Origin of the sequence: Psychrobacter sp. P11F6, from assembly GCF_001435295.1 — a bacterium.
In the GTDB taxonomy this organism is placed as follows: domain Bacteria; phylum Pseudomonadota; class Gammaproteobacteria; order Pseudomonadales; family Moraxellaceae; genus Psychrobacter.
Genome location: NZ_CM003594.1, coordinates 1,347,456 through 1,364,183, shown reverse-complemented (window position 1 = coordinate 1,364,183; position 16,728 = coordinate 1,347,456). Strand labels below are relative to the sequence as shown.

Here is a 16,728-nt window from a genome sequence, read left to right as displayed (position 1 = left end):
AGGTCAAGCCTGTTTTTTTAAAATGTGTTTGACCTTACCATCATGACAAGGCTTAAGCTTAGTGATGAAATAAAAACTTATTTGGAGAAAGGCTATGAAACTATGGATTGTAAATATGAAATGTGGCGGCTGTGCTCGTGGTGTGACAGCAACCATTCACGATATCGACTCAAACGCCAAGATTGACATTGATTTAGTAGCCAAAGTGGTCAGTATCGAAACCATCGCAAGTGTTGAGCAGATGACGGCTGCTTTAGCAAAGGCTGGCTTCCCTGCACAAGTGCAATGAGTCAGTCTGATAGACGCGCAGTCTATACGATTAACAGAAAGGATTATGGGCTGAATCATTTTGAATTTATTGACCACGCGCGTTTGGTGATATGTCTACTTTTACGTATGAAAAGTGGATAATGTTACCAAAATGAATACTTTATTTATGACAGGAGTTATCGGCAAGCGCATGCAATATTCCGCAGGATTCAGCTAGCGCTTCACTTGCGCATTTTTGCCGCAACGCTAGTAGATGTTGCTTTAATTGTACCAGCTCTTCCATACGTGTTTCTACCGCATCGATATGCTCATCCAATAGCACATTGACCTCACCGCAGTTTTCCTCAGGTTTATCTCTATACTGAAGCAGGGTTCGTACTTCATCCAAAGTCATATCGAGCGTACGGCAGTGCAGGATAAATTGTAGACGCTCAAAATGCGCCTCATTGTACAAACGATAATTGCCTTGGCTACGCGCAGGCTCCGGTAATAACCTCTCTTTCTCATAATAGCGAATGGTTTCGACCGTCGCCCCTGTGCGCGTGGCAAGCTCACCAATTTTGATTAGCATGTGTATCTCCTTAAATAGTATTTTCTATTATCTAAAACAATAAAGTAACTATAAGGTTTGCTGATAAAAAATCAAACCCCTTTGTCGTTAAAAGCCTTGACCCTGAAGCTACTATAGGGTCCATAATGTCTTTAATAAGAGGATAAATAACTATGCAATATCATATTGAAGGTATGGACTGTGCCAGTTGTGTTGGCAAAATTGAGCGGGCACTAACACGTATGCCTGGTGTCTCTGAGGTTCAGCTAAACTTTTCGACTCAAAAGCTAGAGTTAACTCTAGAACCTGATACAAGTACTGACGTTAAAGATATCGAAAAGACTATTAAGCGCCTAGGGTTTGGCGTATCAGCGTTAACGAGTCAACAAAATGAGATGGGTATTGATGGTGGTCAAGCAGCGGTAAACGATCAGCGCTGGTGGCAAACCATAAAAGGCAAACAGGTTATTGGTACTGGGCTTTTGATGAGTGCCGCATATATGTTGTCTTTAATTTTCCCTGAATATGGCGCATGGGCTTTTATTGCCGCTGTGGCTATCGGTGTCCTACCATTCGCCCGTAAAGCTTTTGCATTGGCGTTAGTAGGTTCGCCTTTTTCAATTGAAATGCTCATGTCTGTTGCGGCTATCGGCGCCCTTATCATTGGAGAGGCAGAAGAAGCTGCTGCCGTGGTGTTCCTATTTTCGGTTGGTGAGCTATTAGAAAGCGTCGCAGCTGATCGTGCGCGCGCTGGCATCAGAGCGTTATCATCACTAGTGCCAAAGACTGCTATTCTATTGGACGCGCAAGGACAACAATGTCAGGTGGCAGCGACTGCATTACAGATTAACGATAAGGTGCTTGTGCGTCCCGGTGATAGAGTTTCTGCTGACGGAGTGATTGTTCAAGGTGTTTCTAGCCTCGATGAGTCACCTGTAACTGGAGAATCTGTTCCTGTTGCCAAAACCATAGGCGCTGAGGTCTTTGCTGGATCTATCAACGTTGATGGGGTACTACAAATACGCGTAGAAAAAACAGCGGCAGATAATACGATTGCGCGTATTATCGAACTTGTAGAGCAAGCGCAAGCGTCTAAAGCACCGACTGCACGATTTATTGAGACATTCAGCCGCTACTATACGCCTATCGTGATGGCGATTGCGGCTTTAGTGATTATTATCCCACCTCTACTGATGGGAGCAGAATGGGGAATATGGCTATATCGTGGTTTGGCGCTATTATTGATAGCTTGTCCTTGTGCCCTTGTGCTGTCAACACCTGCCGCTATTGCCTCAGGTTTGGCGGTCGGCACGCGCCATGGACTGCTTATCAAAGGCGGTAATGTCATGGAGTTGGTGGGTCAGGTCAGTACCGTCGCTTTTGATAAAACGGGTACTTTGACTGAAGGAAAACCACGCGTAACCGATGTTATTGGTTTTAAAACAGCGCATACCGCTGCTGAGGGTCACGATAAACTACTGTCACTGTTTGCGAGTGTCGACTCCGTCTCTAGTCATCCACTTGCTAGGGCTATTGTGGATCATGCCAAAGCCGCTAAGGTAGTAATACCTGATGCCTCTAATGCCTTTGCTACGGCAGGCAAAGCCGTTCATGCCACTGTCGCTGGACGCTCTTTGGCCATCGGCTCACCAGTCTACGTCGCTGAGAAAGTGATGTTGCCAGCTGAGCAGCAGATTCAAATTGAGATGCTACAAAATGATGGTAAAACGGTTTCTATTTTGTTTGATGAGCATACGAGGGATGCGCTCGGATTGGTCGCTTTACGTGATGAGTTACGAGAAGATGCACAGCAAGCTATTGCCCAGCTTAATAAGATGAATGTGCGTTCTGTCATGCTCACAGGTGACAATAGCCGTACGGCAAAAGCGCTGGCCAGTCAGTTAGATATAGAGTGGCAGGCCGAGCTGTTACCTGAGGACAAGCTGCGTCTACTCAGCGAGATGCAAAGCAGTAGTAAAATAGCGATGATTGGTGATGGTATCAATGATGCACCCGCTTTGGCAGCGGCAGATATTGGCATTGCGATGGGAAGTGGCACGGATGTGGCTATCGAAACGGCTGATATTGCCCTATTAAAAAGCCGCGTGATGGACGTTGCTAACCTTATTGCCTTATCCCGCGCCACCATGAGAAATATCCATCAAAATGTCATATTTGCACTTGGGTTAAAAGGCATATTTCTGATAACCACTGTGCTCGGCGTGACAGGACTTTGGATTGCTGTGCTAGCAGATACTGGTGCTACGGTACTGGTCACGCTGAATGCATTGCGTTTACTGCGTTTTAAAGGAGTGTCTTCCCGTTAATGACAGTTAAAAAATAAAACGGTTATGGCTACATCAGTGGCCGTTTTATTACATCTAACTCTTATCTATAAGCAGTCAATGTGCCTACCTTTAAAAAAATCATTACCTAAACCTATCACGCCTTATTCGTATTAAATCTGCGCCGATACTCACTTGGCGTCAAACCAACAAGGCGCTTAAATATTTTACGAAATGCACTGGCATCACTATAACCAACTTTCCACGCTATTTGCTCAACAGGAGACGACGAGAACTGTAGAAAGTCTTTTGCTTCTCCGATGCGTAATCGCTGACAATATTCTGTGGATGTCATCCCCGTTGCCTTATGAAAGCGCCGCAGAAAAGTACGCTCTTCTAACTGCGCGCAATTGGCTAAGGTAGATAAATCAATATCTTGTGCATTGGTTCTTTGTAACCAATGCTGCACTTTTAATATGGCTGTGTCTCCATGGGTGAGGTTGGGTGAGAAAGCACTGTAATAACATTGTTCACGCCTTGAAGGGTCGATTAACAACATACGAGCGGTCTCATTCATCACCTGAGAACCAAGAAAGCGATCCACCATCCTAAGCCCCAAATCTGTCCAAGCCATTGCGCCCCCAGCGGTCACAATATCACCATCCTCAATAATAATACGATCCACATCAAGATCCACATCAGGGAAACGCTGCTTAAAATCCTCTACATAGCCCCAATGTGTGGTTGCCTTGCGTTTGGAGAGTAGTCCTGTTTCGCCCAATAAAAAAGCACCGGCGCAGACAGACGACAGTATCACCCCTGTCGAATGCTGCTCTTTTAGCCATTCTAGCCAAGGTTCTGCCGCTTGCTTTGCAATCGGTGCTTCTAACGTGGGTGGAATGATGACGGCTATTAATTTTCCTATGCTATCAGGATTGCTCGAAAAAGTGCGCTTAGGCTGCTGCTCAGCACCCTTAATTTCCCAGTGGCTGACTTGTAAAGGCAGATCAATTGTATCTTGACGTTTGGCGGCGAGTTTACTGGCCACCACTAATAAATCAGTCAGTCCAAGGACAGCCGCCATTTGTGCTTTCTCATAGATGACCAGCCCAATTTCAATAGCATGTTTATGACTCATATGTCGTTATTAACCTCTTATGTGTCGATGTAGCCACTCGTTAGTGTAGCATAGTACTTGTAAAATATACGCCTATACAGTCACTTCCATAAACAAAAAGGAATTATCATGAACACACAAGCATTGATCGTTGTCGACATTCAAAATGAGTATTTTCCACAAGGTAACTTATCACTTGTAGGTATTAACGAAGCCGCTGATAATGCCGCTTTGGTGATTGCGTCTGCCAGAGAAAAAGGTCATACCGTCATTCATATCCGTCATGAAATGCCTGCTGACGCACCACTCTTTACGCCGGGCAGCGATGGTGTAGAGATTAATGAAAAGGTAAAACCAATAGAGAATGAAGCCGTCATCACTAAGCATTACCCCAATTCGTTCCGTGAAACCAATCTGAAAGAGCTATTGGATAAAGAAGGTATCAAAGAAGTGACTGTGATTGGCGCCATGAGCCACATGTGTGTCGATGCCACCGTTCGTGCGGCAGTAGATTTTGGTTATACAACCACTACGGTTCATGATGCCTGTGCCACGCTTGATCTTGAGTTTAATGGCACAAAAGTACCTGCTGCTCAGGCTCATGCCACTATCATGGCAGCGATTGAGTTTCTATATGGCGAAGTGATTGATACTCAAACGTGGATTGCGCGTTAATCCAGAGTTGTTAATCAAATCATGATTTAGTCATGAAATAGACTTTTAAACCCTATTCCGATTAAGAAGGATTTCCTCAATAAGGTAACTATTATGAATATCGTAAAATCACTGACTGGCACCACACTGTTAAGTGGCGTGATGCTATTAACCGCATGTACCACGTTTGCCAGTCCAGCAGCAGATTCTAACGTGGTAAAAAAGGCGGCTACCAATACCGTTGAATTTCAGCAAATTCGTAATGCCACGATTAAGCTTGATTATGACGGCACCACATTTTTAGTGGATCCGATGTTAGCGGCTAAAAACGCTTATCCAGGGTTTGCAGACACATTGAATAGCCAAATCCGCTATCCAGTGGTAGATTTGCCGATGTCTGTTGACGAAGTGCTTAAGGCGGATGCCATTATTTTGACCCACTTACATGACGATCATTGGGATGAAGCTGCACGTAACCTAGTCCCTCGTGATATGCTAATTTTTACCCAAGATGAAACGGATGCGGCAATCGTACGTAAAGATGGTTTTACCAATGTTAGAGTATTAACAGATCGAGGTGTTGTGTTTAAAGGCACTAAGATCAATAAAACCATTGGGCAGCATGGTACTGATGAGATGTACAAGGTTCCAGCGCTTGCTCAAGCGCTTGGTAAAACGATGGGGATTGTGTTCCAAAAACCAAACTACAAGACCGTCTATGTCGCAGGGGATACCATTTGGAATAAGGAAGTAGAGAATGCGCTTACTCGCTACAAGCCTGATGCGGTCATCCTTAATACAGGTTATGCCAAGCTAACTACCTTTGTTGATGACTCTATCATTATGGGTAAAGACGATGTATACCGCGCGTATAAATTCTCTCCTAATGCTAAGATCGTGAACGTACATATGGATACGGTCAATCATGGAGCACTGTCAAAAGCAGAGCTGCGCCGCTTTATCGAGGAAAAACATCTGGATAAACAGCGGGCGCTTGTTCCTGATGATGGTGAGTACTATAAGTTCTAGTTTTGTATAAGTAGGTTTTTAGAGGCATCTTGGTGTGGCAATACCCAAAGCGTGTTGCCACCTATCATAAACAGGCCATAAATGAGACAGCTTATGAATATGCGAAATCATTCAGGTAGTGCACCTTTTGTTCTTTCGGTGCTCGACAATGCCTTCACCGGTGTTGGTTATACGGCAGAGAACACCATTCAAGAGATGATTGCGCTTGCGAAACTGGCAGATAAAAGAGGGTTTCAGCGATTTTGGATGTCAGAGCATCACGCTATGCCTGGTGCTTCGGTGCCTTCGCCGCAGATGATGGTGGCTCGACTTACTGGGGAAACCGAGCGTATTAGACTTGGTGCAGGTGGCATCATGCTACCGAATCATGCGCCTTTGGTCGTCGCTGAACAATTTGGTATGCTCGATGCGATGGCACCAGGACGAATCGATCTGGGTTTGGGAAGAGCGCCGGGTACTGATGGTGCAACAGCTTCAGCTTTGCGTCGGCATCATGCGGCGAACGATGAATTTCCTCAGCAAGTCGCAGAGTTGTTGGGCTTTTTAGAAAACAGTTTTCCAAAAGACCATCCTTATAGTGCGGTTCATGCGGTGCCAGGCCCATGGCAAGCCGAGCAAAACCGAGTACCCCCATCAAAGACCGCCACTGATGTTTGGATCCTGGGGTCATCGACTTATTCAGCCCACATGGCAGCACAGCTTGGCAGACCATATGCGTTCGCTCTACAGTTTGGTAGTGCTGATATTTTAAATGCGATGCGCATTTACCGAGAAAACTTCCGTCCTTCAAAAATTCTAGCCAAGCCATATAGTTTGGTCAGTATTGGTGCGATTGCAGATGAAGATCCTGTAGAGGCACGTCGCCAATCAACATCGTCTGCCATGGCAATGTTAAGAATGTTCCAGCGCAAACCTTTTGCTTTGCTGCCTCCTGATGAAGTGGCGGCTTTTCAAGGCAATATGCAAGAGCGCCAGATTATTGAGCAGTATACCGATCAAACCCTGCATGGTACTGCTGATGAGGTCGCAAAAGGTTTAGAGGATCTTCAGGAGCAGACAGGGGTGGATGAGGTCATGATGGTGGTTCAGGGCTATTCGCGCCGCGCCCAATCGCGCACTGTTGAGCTAATCGCAGATCACTATCGTATGCCAAGTCACTAGATCCTGTTGGGAATAACGATATTAAAAAGTTAGCAAAGCGCTTAATGCCTAACCATTAGGCTTGATTGGGCTCGTAAGCCACCCAACCAAATGCATTGCACCGATGTAATAACAGCAACATTCAAAAGACACCAATTCTCATCCAAATAGTAGCCCCTGTGTAGATAATGACTTTTGAGAAAATAGCGCATACAAGTGAAGTTAGCAACCAAGATAAGCCGTGATATAATGCCCCGATAATCGATATTTTATGAAAGGTTTACATTATGGCTCGTACAGCTAGCGCATTACACATTTTAGTAAAACACAAAGAGCAGGCTGAAGACATTATTGCCAAGCTTCAAAAAGGCGCTAAGTTCGATGTGCTGGCGAAACGACATTCAACCTGCCCATCAGGTAAAAAAGGCGGTAGCTTAGGTGAGTTTCAACAAGGTGACATGGTACCAGCATTTGATAAAATCTGCTTTAGCGGCAAACTCTTCACCCCACATTTGGTAAAAACCAAATTTGGCTGGCATGTGGTTAAAGTACTTTACAGGACATAAGTGTTAAAGGCGGAGATTTAATGATAAGCCAACTGAAATATGCCTTAAACATTATCCTGACTCATACAGGACCTAACATCATGGCAATCACGATTTGAGCTGCCATGATTGACTCATTTATGACCCAAAACGACTTATGACCTAATGTTCGTACCACATCTAAATTTGAGTTGAAAACACTTTAGTTCCCATAAGAGTGATGATGGTAGACAGTTATAAATAGGTGTTGATCATAATAAAGCGTTAAGAACAAAAGGCTGCTACTGCCCTCTCTCCTCTTTTGTATCAACATTAATAATTTTTAAGGCGTTAAAAAAGGACACCGCAGCGTCCTTTTTTATTCTAAATCAAGGCTCATATACAGCCTATTCTAATGATGCTCACCAGGAAGTATTCTGGCAAAGGCACGCTGAGCAAGGTTTGGCTTCTTATCGGTAGTCAATCCAGCGCGAGTACTTGGGAAAATACGGTAACCCATCGACTGAATACCAACGTTGATCGCTGGGGCTAATGAATACGTCGCCGAGGCAAATTTACCCATGTTACTGGCAATACTGTTTGGTTTATGGACAATCGCTTTGGCAACCATCATCGCCGCCTCATCCGGCATAAGCGCTGGCATGTAGCGGTATAACTTAGTTGGCTCAATCATCGGCGTACGCACCAATGGCATAAAGATATTGGTGATCGTCACATTATCGCCCTTCACTTCAGCAGCTAGGCAGCGGCTAAAAGCATCCAATGCCGATTTTGAGGCGACATAAGCGGCAAAACGCGGACTGTTTGCCAGTACACCAATAGAGGAAATATTCACAATTTGACCAGTCTGACGTTCAATCATCGTCGGCAAAAACCCAAGAACTATTTTAACCGCGCCAAAGTAATTGATATCCATTGTACGCTCAAAATCATGGAAACGATCAATAGACTCGTGAACCGAGCGCCGAATTGAACGACCAGCGTTATTGACCAAGACATCAACATGTCCGAAATCTGCCAAAATTTGCGTGCTAACTTTTTCGATATCATCCATATTGGTTAAATCACAAGGGTAATAACTGGCATTGCCACCAAGCTCCTCGATACTTTCTTTAACGGCTTTTAGTTTGTCTTCGGTACGTGCTAATAAGATAACATGCGCACCGCATTCACTAAGTAAATATGCTGTACGCTCACCAATACCGCTTGATGCCCCTGTGATAATGATATGCTTATCTTTGACCGCTTTGTTGATTGCTTTTTTTGAGGGATTGGCCATAAAAAATCCTTTTTGTTGGTTCTATGCCTATGAATGTTCGATTACAGCATAGCAAAAAAGTATGGCTGAAAGTGAACAAAACAGCCGTCTTAGCTATATAATTTGACGATTATAAGGATTGATAAACGTATAATCGCAGTATTGCGCAGACTTACGCTTTTCACCGAGCATCGATAAGGAGTATCTATTTTGATTGCAACTCTAGCTCATTACATTGATTTAATTGCTAAGATAGTCGAGGTCATTGGCGTACTTATTATGTTTTTTGGACTGTTTTTTGCTTTTTATCGAGGGATTCGCCTAACCAGTAGTTTTAATCACGAGACCTATATCGAAATCAGACAAACTGTGGGTAAATCTATTTTGTTAGGATTAGAAGTCCTCATCGCCGCTGATATTATGGCGACTGTCGTCACAGAACCGACGTTTCGCAGCGTTTTAGTACTAGGTTTTATCGTACTCATTCGGACTTTTTTGAGCTTGTCACTACAAGTAGAGTTAGAAGGCAAATTTCCTTGGCAAAAAGAAAATACAGTGCTCAAAAAAGAACCACATACCGCTAAAGCGGATGATTTTTAAAGATTTTTTATCATTTAACAAACGCTTAGCATGAGCCGTTTGCTCACTTACTATTCGTGCGCCTGCAAAAAATCTTCGACCACGCGAAACTGTCCAGCGGTACTTTCTTCGCCATACATTGCTTGGCGAAAAGCATTAGAATTAGGAATGCCTGTGGTATACCAAGCAATGTGCTTGCGAGCGATACGGCAGCCAGAGTACTCACCATAAAAGTCATATAGCTCTTGCAAATGCGCCAATACGATCTCTTTTATCTCACTGACGCTCGGTGCATCAAGACTCTCACCAGTGCGTAAGAAGTGCTCGATATCACGGAATATCCACGGTTGTCCTTGGGCAGCACGCCCAATCATCACAGCATCACAACCTGTCAACTCATAGACACGCTGGGCTTTTTGCGCGCTATCGATATCGCCATTGGCAATGACGGGAATATTGATGCTTTCTTTGACTTCGCGTATCAGCTCATAACGCGCCTCGCCAGTATACATATCCTCGCGCGTGCGCCCATGAATGGCAATCGCTGCAATACCTGCTTGCTCAGCGCGCTTCGCCACACGCAAGATATTCTCACGACCATTCTCATAGCCCAATCGCGTTTTTAAGGTCACGGGGGCATTTACGCTATTTACCGCCGCATCGAGTAAACGGGCAACCAAATCTTCGTCTTGCAACAGTGCCGAACCTGCCAGCCTACGGCAGACTTTTTTGGCAGGGCAGCCCATATTGATATCAATAATTTGCGCGCCATTATCAATCTGATAACGTGCCGCTTCTGCCAATTTATCAGGCTCAGCCCCTGCAATTTGCGCTGAAATAGGCGCAATTTCATTGTCAAAATTGGCACGATACAAGGATTTTTTGCGCGCGTAAAGCGCCGTATCAGCGATAATCATTTCACTCACCGCATGACCGGCACCAAATGATTTACACAATCGCCGAAAAGGATTGTCTGTCACGCCCGCCATAGGAGCAACCATGAGGCGGTTTTCAATCGTCAGGCCGCCAATGACCAATGGCTGCAATAATGGATGGTCAGATACGGGCAAAGACGACGGTAAATCAGGGGAATCAGTAGACATAAAAAACGGCTTGCCATTAATTAAAATAAGATAATAAAAACAAGCCGTTATTCTAAGGAATCGTACGCATATTGCAAGCTATTAACGTGAATAACTTGCATTACGAAACACTACGCTTTCAACAGTGCACCCTTACTTATCAAACACACTGCCCTGCTCTAGTGTGATGTCCTCATCATGCTCCTGCATACGCCACGGCAAACTATCTGGCGACACATTTAAGAAGTGTAGGTATTTTTCGAACTGATCAATAATATCGTTAATCACCGACTCTGATTGATAGCCATATAAATCATAGGTTTGACCACCACGGCGCAAATACACCTCAGCACGATGATGGTGCTCTTGTGGTAATTCATTGGCCATATCTTCCGTATAATAGTCAGGAATTTCATGCTCTGACAAACGAACTTCATACCAGAACTCTACATTGTCACCGCGTCTTAATTCCAATACAGCACGGTTATTGACCTCATCATAATTTACATCAGGCAACCAGCCTGTTTCGGCAAACTTCTCTGCCACCTCATGCATCGATGATAAAACCGTACCTTTGATATAACCCAGCACTTTATCTCGCGTTGGTTGATTGGTGATATAGTCAATACGATCACGCCATGCGTCAAGCTTAAGTAGATGCGGCGGCAAATGATTGTCATTGGCTAGGCTTTGATTGCGATGTCCTTCAATACGTAGTGCGCGCCACATACCAAATGTCGAAATCAATATAATGATCGCAAACGGTAAAGCACTAACGATAGCCGCTGTTTGTAGTGCACTTAGACCGCCTGCGATAAGTAGAACCGCTGCGACCGCCCCTTCAGTTACCACCCAAAACGAGCGCTGCCACCAAGGCGTATCACTACGTCCACCCGCAGCGAGCGAGTCAATCACTAATGACCCTGAATCCGATGACGTCACAAAAAAAGTAATAATTAACAGTACTGTCAATGATGAGACAATCTGCGTGAATGGTAAATTCTCTAGCAATTTAAATAACGCAATTGCTTGGTTGTTTTGCACTTCGCTAATCAGCGCATCGTAACCATCGACCATAATCATATGTAGTGCCGTATCGCCAAACACCGAAAACCAAAAGAAGGTAAACAGCGTTGGCACTAACATGACGCCCAATACAAACTCACGAATGGTGCGACCGCGACTGATCTTGGCAATGAACAGACCCACAAAAGGCGCCCAAGCAATCGTCCATGCAAAAATAAATAGTGTCCAACTACCGATCCAATCACTCGATTGATACGCTTGTAAGCTAAAAGTACGCTCAACGATATTGCCCAGATAGCTGCCCGTGTTTTCCATAAAAGCATTGAGAATAAAGATCGATGGACCAACGATAAAGACAAATAACATCAGTGCCGTTGCCAATACCATGTTTAAGATAGACAAGCGCTTGACGCCTTTGTCCATACCTGCCAACACGGATACTAAGGCAGCTGCAGTCACTAGTGCAATGATAATAACCTGCACCGTCGTATTAACTGGCACCATCTCTGGTAGCAAATAATTTAGACCCGCGTTAATTTGCGCCACCGATAGACCCAAACTGGTGGCGATACCAAACATCGTGCCCACGATCGCAAACACATCAACGGTATGTCCGATAGGGCCATAGATTTTGTCACCGATTAATGGATATAGCGTTGAGCGTACCGACAGTGGCAAGCCATGACGAAAAGAGAAATACGCCAGCGACAAACCTACTACGCCATAAATCGCCCAAATATGAAAACCCCAATGAAAATAGGCAATTTGCATGGCTTCTTTAGCAGCTTCAATCGTCTGCGGCGTGGAAAGTGGCGGACTGGCAAAATGCAATACGGGCTCTGCTACGCCATAAAACAGCAAGGCTATGCCGTAGCCTGCGGAGAATAGCATGGCGAACCATTCCAGAAACTTATACTCAGCCTCCGCATGGTCAGGGCCCAATTTAATACTGCCATAAGGCGAAAATGCCAAGGCGATGATAAACATCAAAAATATGGCGACTGCCAACATATAAAACCAGCCGAAAGTGTCGGTGGTAAATGCCAAAACTTTGCTGAACAGCTCGCCAGCAGCGTCAGGGTTGATGGCTGTGCCAATCACCAATAGCAGCATAATCGCTGCTGCCGGTACAAAAACTGGCAACAAAATAGTGGAGCGAGGTAATTTACTCATAGAAAGTGATATCCCCAAAAAGTAGCAATGAAAAATAATCTTCGATATCAAGATTAATAATCAGAAGGAGCAGTGCCTTTTTTATAAAAAGTTACTCACAAAGGCGAAAATGCATCAGTTATTATTAAATAAATACAATTTTTATCACACTATGTTCAAAAACCCCAGACAAGCGCCCAACTTGTAACATGACTTTAACGATTGTTACATGACTATTACCAAGTAATAAAAAAGGCCGCTTGTTAGCGACCTTTTTATTTTTTTCTGGAACAATTTATGTTTTGCTTGTTAATTCGACAATATCTCGTTTTTTTATTACTAAATAGTAATGGCAGCAGCAAGTTGCTTTGCCGTTTCAGCCAGTTCTGTGTGATCAGCTTGGATCACTGCATGTCGACCGAGCTCATGAATACTCGATGGAATGAGATGCACGTGATAATGAAAAACGGTTTGACCCGCCTCGCTACCATTTAATTGCATCTGAATAATGCCTTCACGCGCAAATACTTGACGCTGTGCTTGCATGACTTTTTTAGCGGTCATTAACACCGCTGCGGCATACTCTGGTTCAAGATCCGCCAAATCAACGGCTTTTTGCTTAGGAATCACCAGCACATGCCCCTCTGCTTGTGGCATGATATCCATAAAGGCAAGGGTTTTATCATCTTCGTAGACTTTGTGATAGGGGATGTCACCGTTTAGCATTTTGGCAAAGATATTGTTATCGTCATACGCGGCTTGCTCATTGGCTTGGGTCATTATTCTTTCCTTTACTTGTTTGATTATTGGTTGCTCGACAGCTTTTAGAAGGGATGGAATAGCCTGTAATATAGTGGACGAAATGTCGTTTAAGCACAAGTTGCTATAGCACTCGTTATTAAAAATTAGCAATACGTAAGCTAATCGCGGTAGCTCACTAATTTGGTTGGCGAGTCAGGCGCTTTAAATGTTATATTAACCCTCTACTTTAACAACGCTACGTTTATGGATTCGTCTATTTTGCCGACTCAATCAAATATGAGTAACATTTATACAGAACCTGCTCAAGCAGCGCAAACGTCTGTCACAGCTGGCTCTGTATTCAATAATGAAAAACAACCAAGCAGCGCTGAGACTGAAAATGAGACTCAAGCCCCCACTCAAAGCATTGAACCTAACGCGCTCATTCTGGCCGAAGCACTAAGCGACAAGACGATTGGTTGGAAAATACACAATTGCAAAATAACTAAAAAGACGGTCACACAGGATTTACCACTACCGTTCTTATATCATTACGACAGTTTAAATGATGCGATTAAGCAAGCGAATCCGCTCACACCCGCCCTCCTGTCACAGTTCAATACGCCCATGAGCGCTCATGAAGCAGCCAAGCTGATTGGTATTAACGAAGCACTAATAAGCAGCCCTTGGCATGTCAAAATCATCGGGTCATTGGTGGTTTTTAGCGAAGCGTTGCAGTTAGCCGTACGCTTGCATTGGACCAATACAGGCAAAGACACCCAACAGCTTTATACCCAGAATGAAGCAGATGCTATTACAGCCGCTTTTAAAGATTGGCAGTTTTTTGGTCGTATCGATGTACTCTACAAAAATAATAAGCAAACCTTAATCAGTATAGATGAACAAGCTGAAGGCAATGAGCAACTACTTCGTATTGAAGCAAACGCTGATTATCAATGCTTGCCAGCGACTCATGCGTTAGTGGTTATCGCTAAATTGGAAGCGGACAAAATAGAGCTACCTTGGTTCGAGGCGGCGATAGTAGAGCGCGTCGAATAACACCTTATCTTCCAAATACTTACGATGTTATGACTACTATTGCCTTGGCATTATCAATGAGTAGTTTTCAGTGACTCATATCTAATGGTATGGTAACGACCTAGTATTATTCACTAGTCCTCGCATTTTATAAAAAGCACACTATCAATATTAAAATTGAGGGTGCACATTTTCACAAACCTCGCCTATTTGTAAGGAATATCACATGGATTATCGCTCAAAAACCTCTACTGGCGGCCGTAATATGGCAGGCGCGCGCGCATTATGGCGTGCGACTGGCATGACTGATGGCGACTTTGGCAAACCAATCATTGCGATTGCCAACTCGTTTACCCAGTTCGTACCCGGCCATGTGCATCTAAAAGACTTGGGGCAACTGGTCGCACGTGAAATTGAACAAGCAGGCGGCGTGGCTAAAGAGTTCAATACCATTGCGGTCGATGATGGTATTGCCATGGGTCATAGCGGTATGTTGTACTCACTGCCAAGTCGCGATTTGATTGCCGACTCTGTAGAATACATGGTCAATGCCCATTGCGCAGATGCCTTAGTTTGTATCTCCAACTGCGATAAAATAACGCCGGGTATGTTGATGGCAGCCATGCGCCTCAATATTCCAGTAGTGTTTATTTCAGGTGGCCCAATGGAAGCGGGCAAAATCTTAGCCAGCACAGTTGGTAAGAGCCATAATACCGATGGTAGTGACAGTAGTGCGATTCGTAAGCTTGACCTTGTCGATGCGATGATGGATGCCGCTGATGACAGCATTAGTGATGCAGATGTCGCCGCTATCGAAGCCTCAGCCTGCCCAACTTGTGGTTCGTGCTCTGGTATGTTTACTGCTAACTCAATGAACTGCTTAACCGAAGCGTTGGGCTTGGCATTACCGGGTAATGGCTCGCTATTGGCAACTCATTCATTACGCCGTGAGCTGTTTTTAGAAGCAGGACGCACCATTGTCTCGCTTGCCAAACGTCGCTATGAGCAAGATGATGATTCAGTATTGCCACGCTCAATCGCTAGCAAAGCGGCTTTTGAAAACGCGATGACCTTAGATATCGCGATGGGTGGCTCAACCAATACTATTTTGCATCTGTTAGCGGCTGCTAACGAAGCAGAAGTCGATTTCAAAATGTCAGATATCGATCGTCTAAGTCGCGGTGTACCTTGCCTTGCAAAAGTCGCCCCTGCCTCGCAGAAATACCATATGGAAGATGTGCATCGTGCTGGCGGTGTCTTTGCGTTATTGGCCGAGCTTGATCGTGCAGGCTTACTCAAAACTGACGTGCCGACCATCCATAGTCCAACGATGAAAGCCGCGATTGATAAATGGGACATCATGAATCCTGATAATCAAGAGGCACGCGCACGCTTCCTTGCAGCACCGGGTGGCGTACGTACTACTGAGGCGTTTTCGCAATCAAAAGAATGGTCAAACCTCGACGTCAACCGTGAGTCAGGTTGCATCCGTAGTGCCCAACATGCCTATTCTACAGATGGTGGATTAGCCGTATTGTATGGCAATATCGCTGAGCGTGGCTGCGTAGTCAAAACCGCAGGCGTTGATGACAGCATCCTAGTATTTACTGGTCGCGCGCGCCTATTTGAGTCACAAGACGATGCTGTCGCTGCGGTATTAGCTGACAATATCGTCGCAGGTGATGTGGTTATCATCCGCTACGAAGGCCCTAAAGGCGGTCCTGGTATGCAAGAGATGCTATATCCGACCACTTACCTCAAGTCAAAAGGCTTGGGTAAAGAATGCGCCCTACTCACCGATGGTCGCTTCTCTGGTGGAACATCAGGCCTATCAATCGGTCATGCCAGCCCAGAAGCAGCTGAAGGCGGCGCCATTGGTCTAGTAGAAGAAGGCGATACCATCCATATCGACATTCCTAATCGTACGATCAACATGCAAGTCAGTGATGCCGATTTGGCCACTCGCCGCGAGGCGATGGAAGCTCGTGGCCGCGATGCGTGGAAGCCTGTAAGCCGTGACCGTCATGTGACCCCTGCGCTACGTGCCTATGCTGCTATGACTACCAGTGCCGATACTGGTGCGGTACGTGACGTGAGTCAAGTTGAGCGTTAAGCCTTCAATTATTAATCGTTAAAGTATATTGGTAAAAATCTATTAAGCCTGCGCTATGCAGGCTTTTTTTTCACCAAAAAACAACGCATATGTCGTTTTGATAACGATTTTTTGCGGTAATCATTATTTTTTAGCGTCATTATAATGGA

15 protein-coding genes are annotated in these 16,728 nt (G+C 44.8%); 9 read left to right on the top strand and 6 right to left on the bottom strand.

Going from position 1 to position 16,728, the window contains the following annotated elements; genetic code table 11:
• The first annotated feature begins 94 nt into the window (after window positions 1-94).
• The gene (locus AK822_RS05645) at window positions 95-289 is read left to right on the top strand and encodes a heavy-metal-associated domain-containing protein (protein ID WP_060490875.1); all 195 of its coding nucleotides are present in this window, start codon (window positions 95-97) and stop codon (window positions 287-289) included.
• A 141-nt stretch (window positions 290-430) separates the two neighbouring features.
• On the opposite strand, the gene cadR is transcribed toward AK822_RS05645, so the two are convergent.
• Window positions 431-841: a Cd(II)/Pb(II)-responsive transcriptional regulator gene (gene cadR / locus AK822_RS05640; protein ID WP_060490874.1), complete on the bottom strand. Its 411-nt coding sequence runs from the start codon at window positions 839-841 to the stop codon at window positions 431-433.
• A gap of 152 nt (window positions 842-993) precedes the next feature.
• On the opposite strand from cadR, the gene AK822_RS05635 reads away from it, so the two are divergent.
• Window positions 994-3,147, top strand: coding sequence for a heavy metal translocating P-type ATPase (locus AK822_RS05635; protein WP_060490873.1), 2,154 nt, complete (start codon window positions 994-996; stop codon window positions 3,145-3,147).
• A gap of 115 nt (window positions 3,148-3,262) precedes the next feature.
• On the opposite strand, the gene AK822_RS05630 is transcribed toward AK822_RS05635, so the two are convergent.
• Entirely contained in the window at window positions 3,263-4,243 is a 981-nt protein-coding gene (locus AK822_RS05630; RefSeq protein WP_060490872.1) for a GlxA family transcriptional regulator, read from the bottom strand.
• Window positions 4,244-4,351: 108 nt separating this feature from the next.
• On the opposite strand from AK822_RS05630, the gene AK822_RS05625 reads away from it, so the two are divergent.
• From AK822_RS05625 to AK822_RS05610, 4 genes are all read left to right on the top strand, one after another.
• Entirely contained in the window at window positions 4,352-4,897 is a 546-nt protein-coding gene (locus tag AK822_RS05625) for a cysteine hydrolase family protein (RefSeq protein WP_060490871.1), read from the top strand.
• 93 nt (window positions 4,898-4,990) lie between these two features.
• Entirely contained in the window at window positions 4,991-5,905 is a 915-nt protein-coding gene (locus tag AK822_RS05620; protein WP_060490870.1) for an MBL fold metallo-hydrolase, read from the top strand.
• Window positions 5,906-5,998: 93 nt separating this feature from the next.
• Entirely contained in the window at window positions 5,999-7,066 is a 1,068-nt protein-coding gene (locus AK822_RS05615) for an LLM class flavin-dependent oxidoreductase (RefSeq protein ID WP_060490869.1), read from the top strand.
• A gap of 266 nt (window positions 7,067-7,332) precedes the next feature.
• Window positions 7,333-7,611 (top strand): peptidylprolyl isomerase, encoded by a 279-nt coding sequence (locus AK822_RS05610; RefSeq protein ID WP_060490868.1) that lies wholly within the window; start codon window positions 7,333-7,335, stop codon window positions 7,609-7,611.
• Window positions 7,612-7,981: 370 nt separating this feature from the next.
• On the opposite strand, the gene AK822_RS05605 is transcribed toward AK822_RS05610, so the two are convergent.
• Entirely contained in the window at window positions 7,982-8,869 is an 888-nt protein-coding gene (locus AK822_RS05605; RefSeq protein ID WP_045452162.1) for an SDR family NAD(P)-dependent oxidoreductase, read from the bottom strand.
• Window positions 8,870-9,058: 189 nt separating this feature from the next.
• Here AK822_RS05605 and AK822_RS05600 point away from each other — a divergent pair, with 189 nt between their 5' ends.
• Entirely contained in the window at window positions 9,059-9,448 is a 390-nt protein-coding gene (locus tag AK822_RS05600; protein WP_060490867.1) for a DUF1622 domain-containing protein, read from the top strand.
• A 50-nt stretch (window positions 9,449-9,498) separates the two neighbouring features.
• Here the strand turns inward: AK822_RS05600 and dusB are convergent, their stop codons facing one another.
• The 3 genes from dusB to AK822_RS05585 all read right to left on the bottom strand — a co-directional run bounded on the left by dusB (window position 9,499) and on the right by AK822_RS05585 (window position 13,467).
• The gene (gene dusB / locus AK822_RS05595) at window positions 9,499-10,530 is read right to left on the bottom strand and encodes a tRNA dihydrouridine synthase DusB (RefSeq protein WP_087945570.1); all 1,032 of its coding nucleotides are present in this window, start codon (window positions 10,528-10,530) and stop codon (window positions 9,499-9,501) included.
• A gap of 132 nt (window positions 10,531-10,662) precedes the next feature.
• Window positions 10,663-12,708, bottom strand: a complete 2,046-nt coding sequence (locus AK822_RS05590) for a BCCT family transporter (protein WP_045452155.1) — start codon at window positions 12,706-12,708, stop codon at window positions 10,663-10,665.
• Window positions 12,709-13,026: 318 nt separating this feature from the next.
• Window positions 13,027-13,467 (bottom strand): HIT family protein, encoded by a 441-nt coding sequence (locus tag AK822_RS05585; protein ID WP_060490866.1) that lies wholly within the window; start codon window positions 13,465-13,467, stop codon window positions 13,027-13,029.
• A 225-nt stretch (window positions 13,468-13,692) separates the two neighbouring features.
• Between AK822_RS05585 and AK822_RS05580 the strand changes: the two genes are divergently transcribed.
• Window positions 13,693-14,487, top strand: a complete 795-nt coding sequence (locus tag AK822_RS05580; protein ID WP_060490865.1) for a hypothetical protein — start codon at window positions 13,693-13,695, stop codon at window positions 14,485-14,487.
• 205 nt (window positions 14,488-14,692) lie between these two features.
• Window positions 14,693-16,579, top strand: a complete 1,887-nt coding sequence (gene ilvD, locus AK822_RS05575; RefSeq protein ID WP_060490864.1) for a dihydroxy-acid dehydratase — start codon at window positions 14,693-14,695, stop codon at window positions 16,577-16,579.
• Window positions 16,580-16,728 lie beyond the last annotated feature (149 nt).

Coding starts and splice junctions, on each gene's coding strand:
- AK822_RS05645 (WP_060490875.1), top strand. CDS start 95: ATGAAACTATGGATTGTAAATATGAAATGTGGCGGCTGTGCTCGTGGT.
- cadR (WP_060490874.1), bottom strand. CDS start 841: ATGCTAATCAAAATTGGTGAGCTTGCCACGCGCACAGGGGCGACGGTC.
- AK822_RS05635 (WP_060490873.1), top strand. CDS start 994: ATGCAATATCATATTGAAGGTATGGACTGTGCCAGTTGTGTTGGCAAA.
- AK822_RS05630 (WP_060490872.1), bottom strand. CDS start 4,243: ATGAGTCATAAACATGCTATTGAAATTGGGCTGGTCATCTATGAGAAA.
- AK822_RS05625 (WP_060490871.1), top strand. CDS start 4,352: ATGAACACACAAGCATTGATCGTTGTCGACATTCAAAATGAGTATTTT.
- AK822_RS05620 (WP_060490870.1), top strand. CDS start 4,991: ATGAATATCGTAAAATCACTGACTGGCACCACACTGTTAAGTGGCGTG.
- AK822_RS05615 (WP_060490869.1), top strand. CDS start 5,999: ATGAATATGCGAAATCATTCAGGTAGTGCACCTTTTGTTCTTTCGGTG.
- AK822_RS05610 (WP_060490868.1), top strand. CDS start 7,333: ATGGCTCGTACAGCTAGCGCATTACACATTTTAGTAAAACACAAAGAG.
- AK822_RS05605 (WP_045452162.1), bottom strand. CDS start 8,869: ATGGCCAATCCCTCAAAAAAAGCAATCAACAAAGCGGTCAAAGATAAG.
- dusB (WP_087945570.1), bottom strand. CDS start 10,530: ATGTCTACTGATTCCCCTGATTTACCGTCGTCTTTGCCCGTATCTGAC.
- AK822_RS05590 (WP_045452155.1), bottom strand. CDS start 12,708: ATGAGTAAATTACCTCGCTCCACTATTTTGTTGCCAGTTTTTGTACCG.
- AK822_RS05585 (WP_060490866.1), bottom strand. CDS start 13,467: ATGACCCAAGCCAATGAGCAAGCCGCGTATGACGATAACAATATCTTT.
- AK822_RS05580 (WP_060490865.1), top strand. CDS start 13,693: ATGGATTCGTCTATTTTGCCGACTCAATCAAATATGAGTAACATTTAT.
- ilvD (WP_060490864.1), top strand. CDS start 14,693: ATGGATTATCGCTCAAAAACCTCTACTGGCGGCCGTAATATGGCAGGC.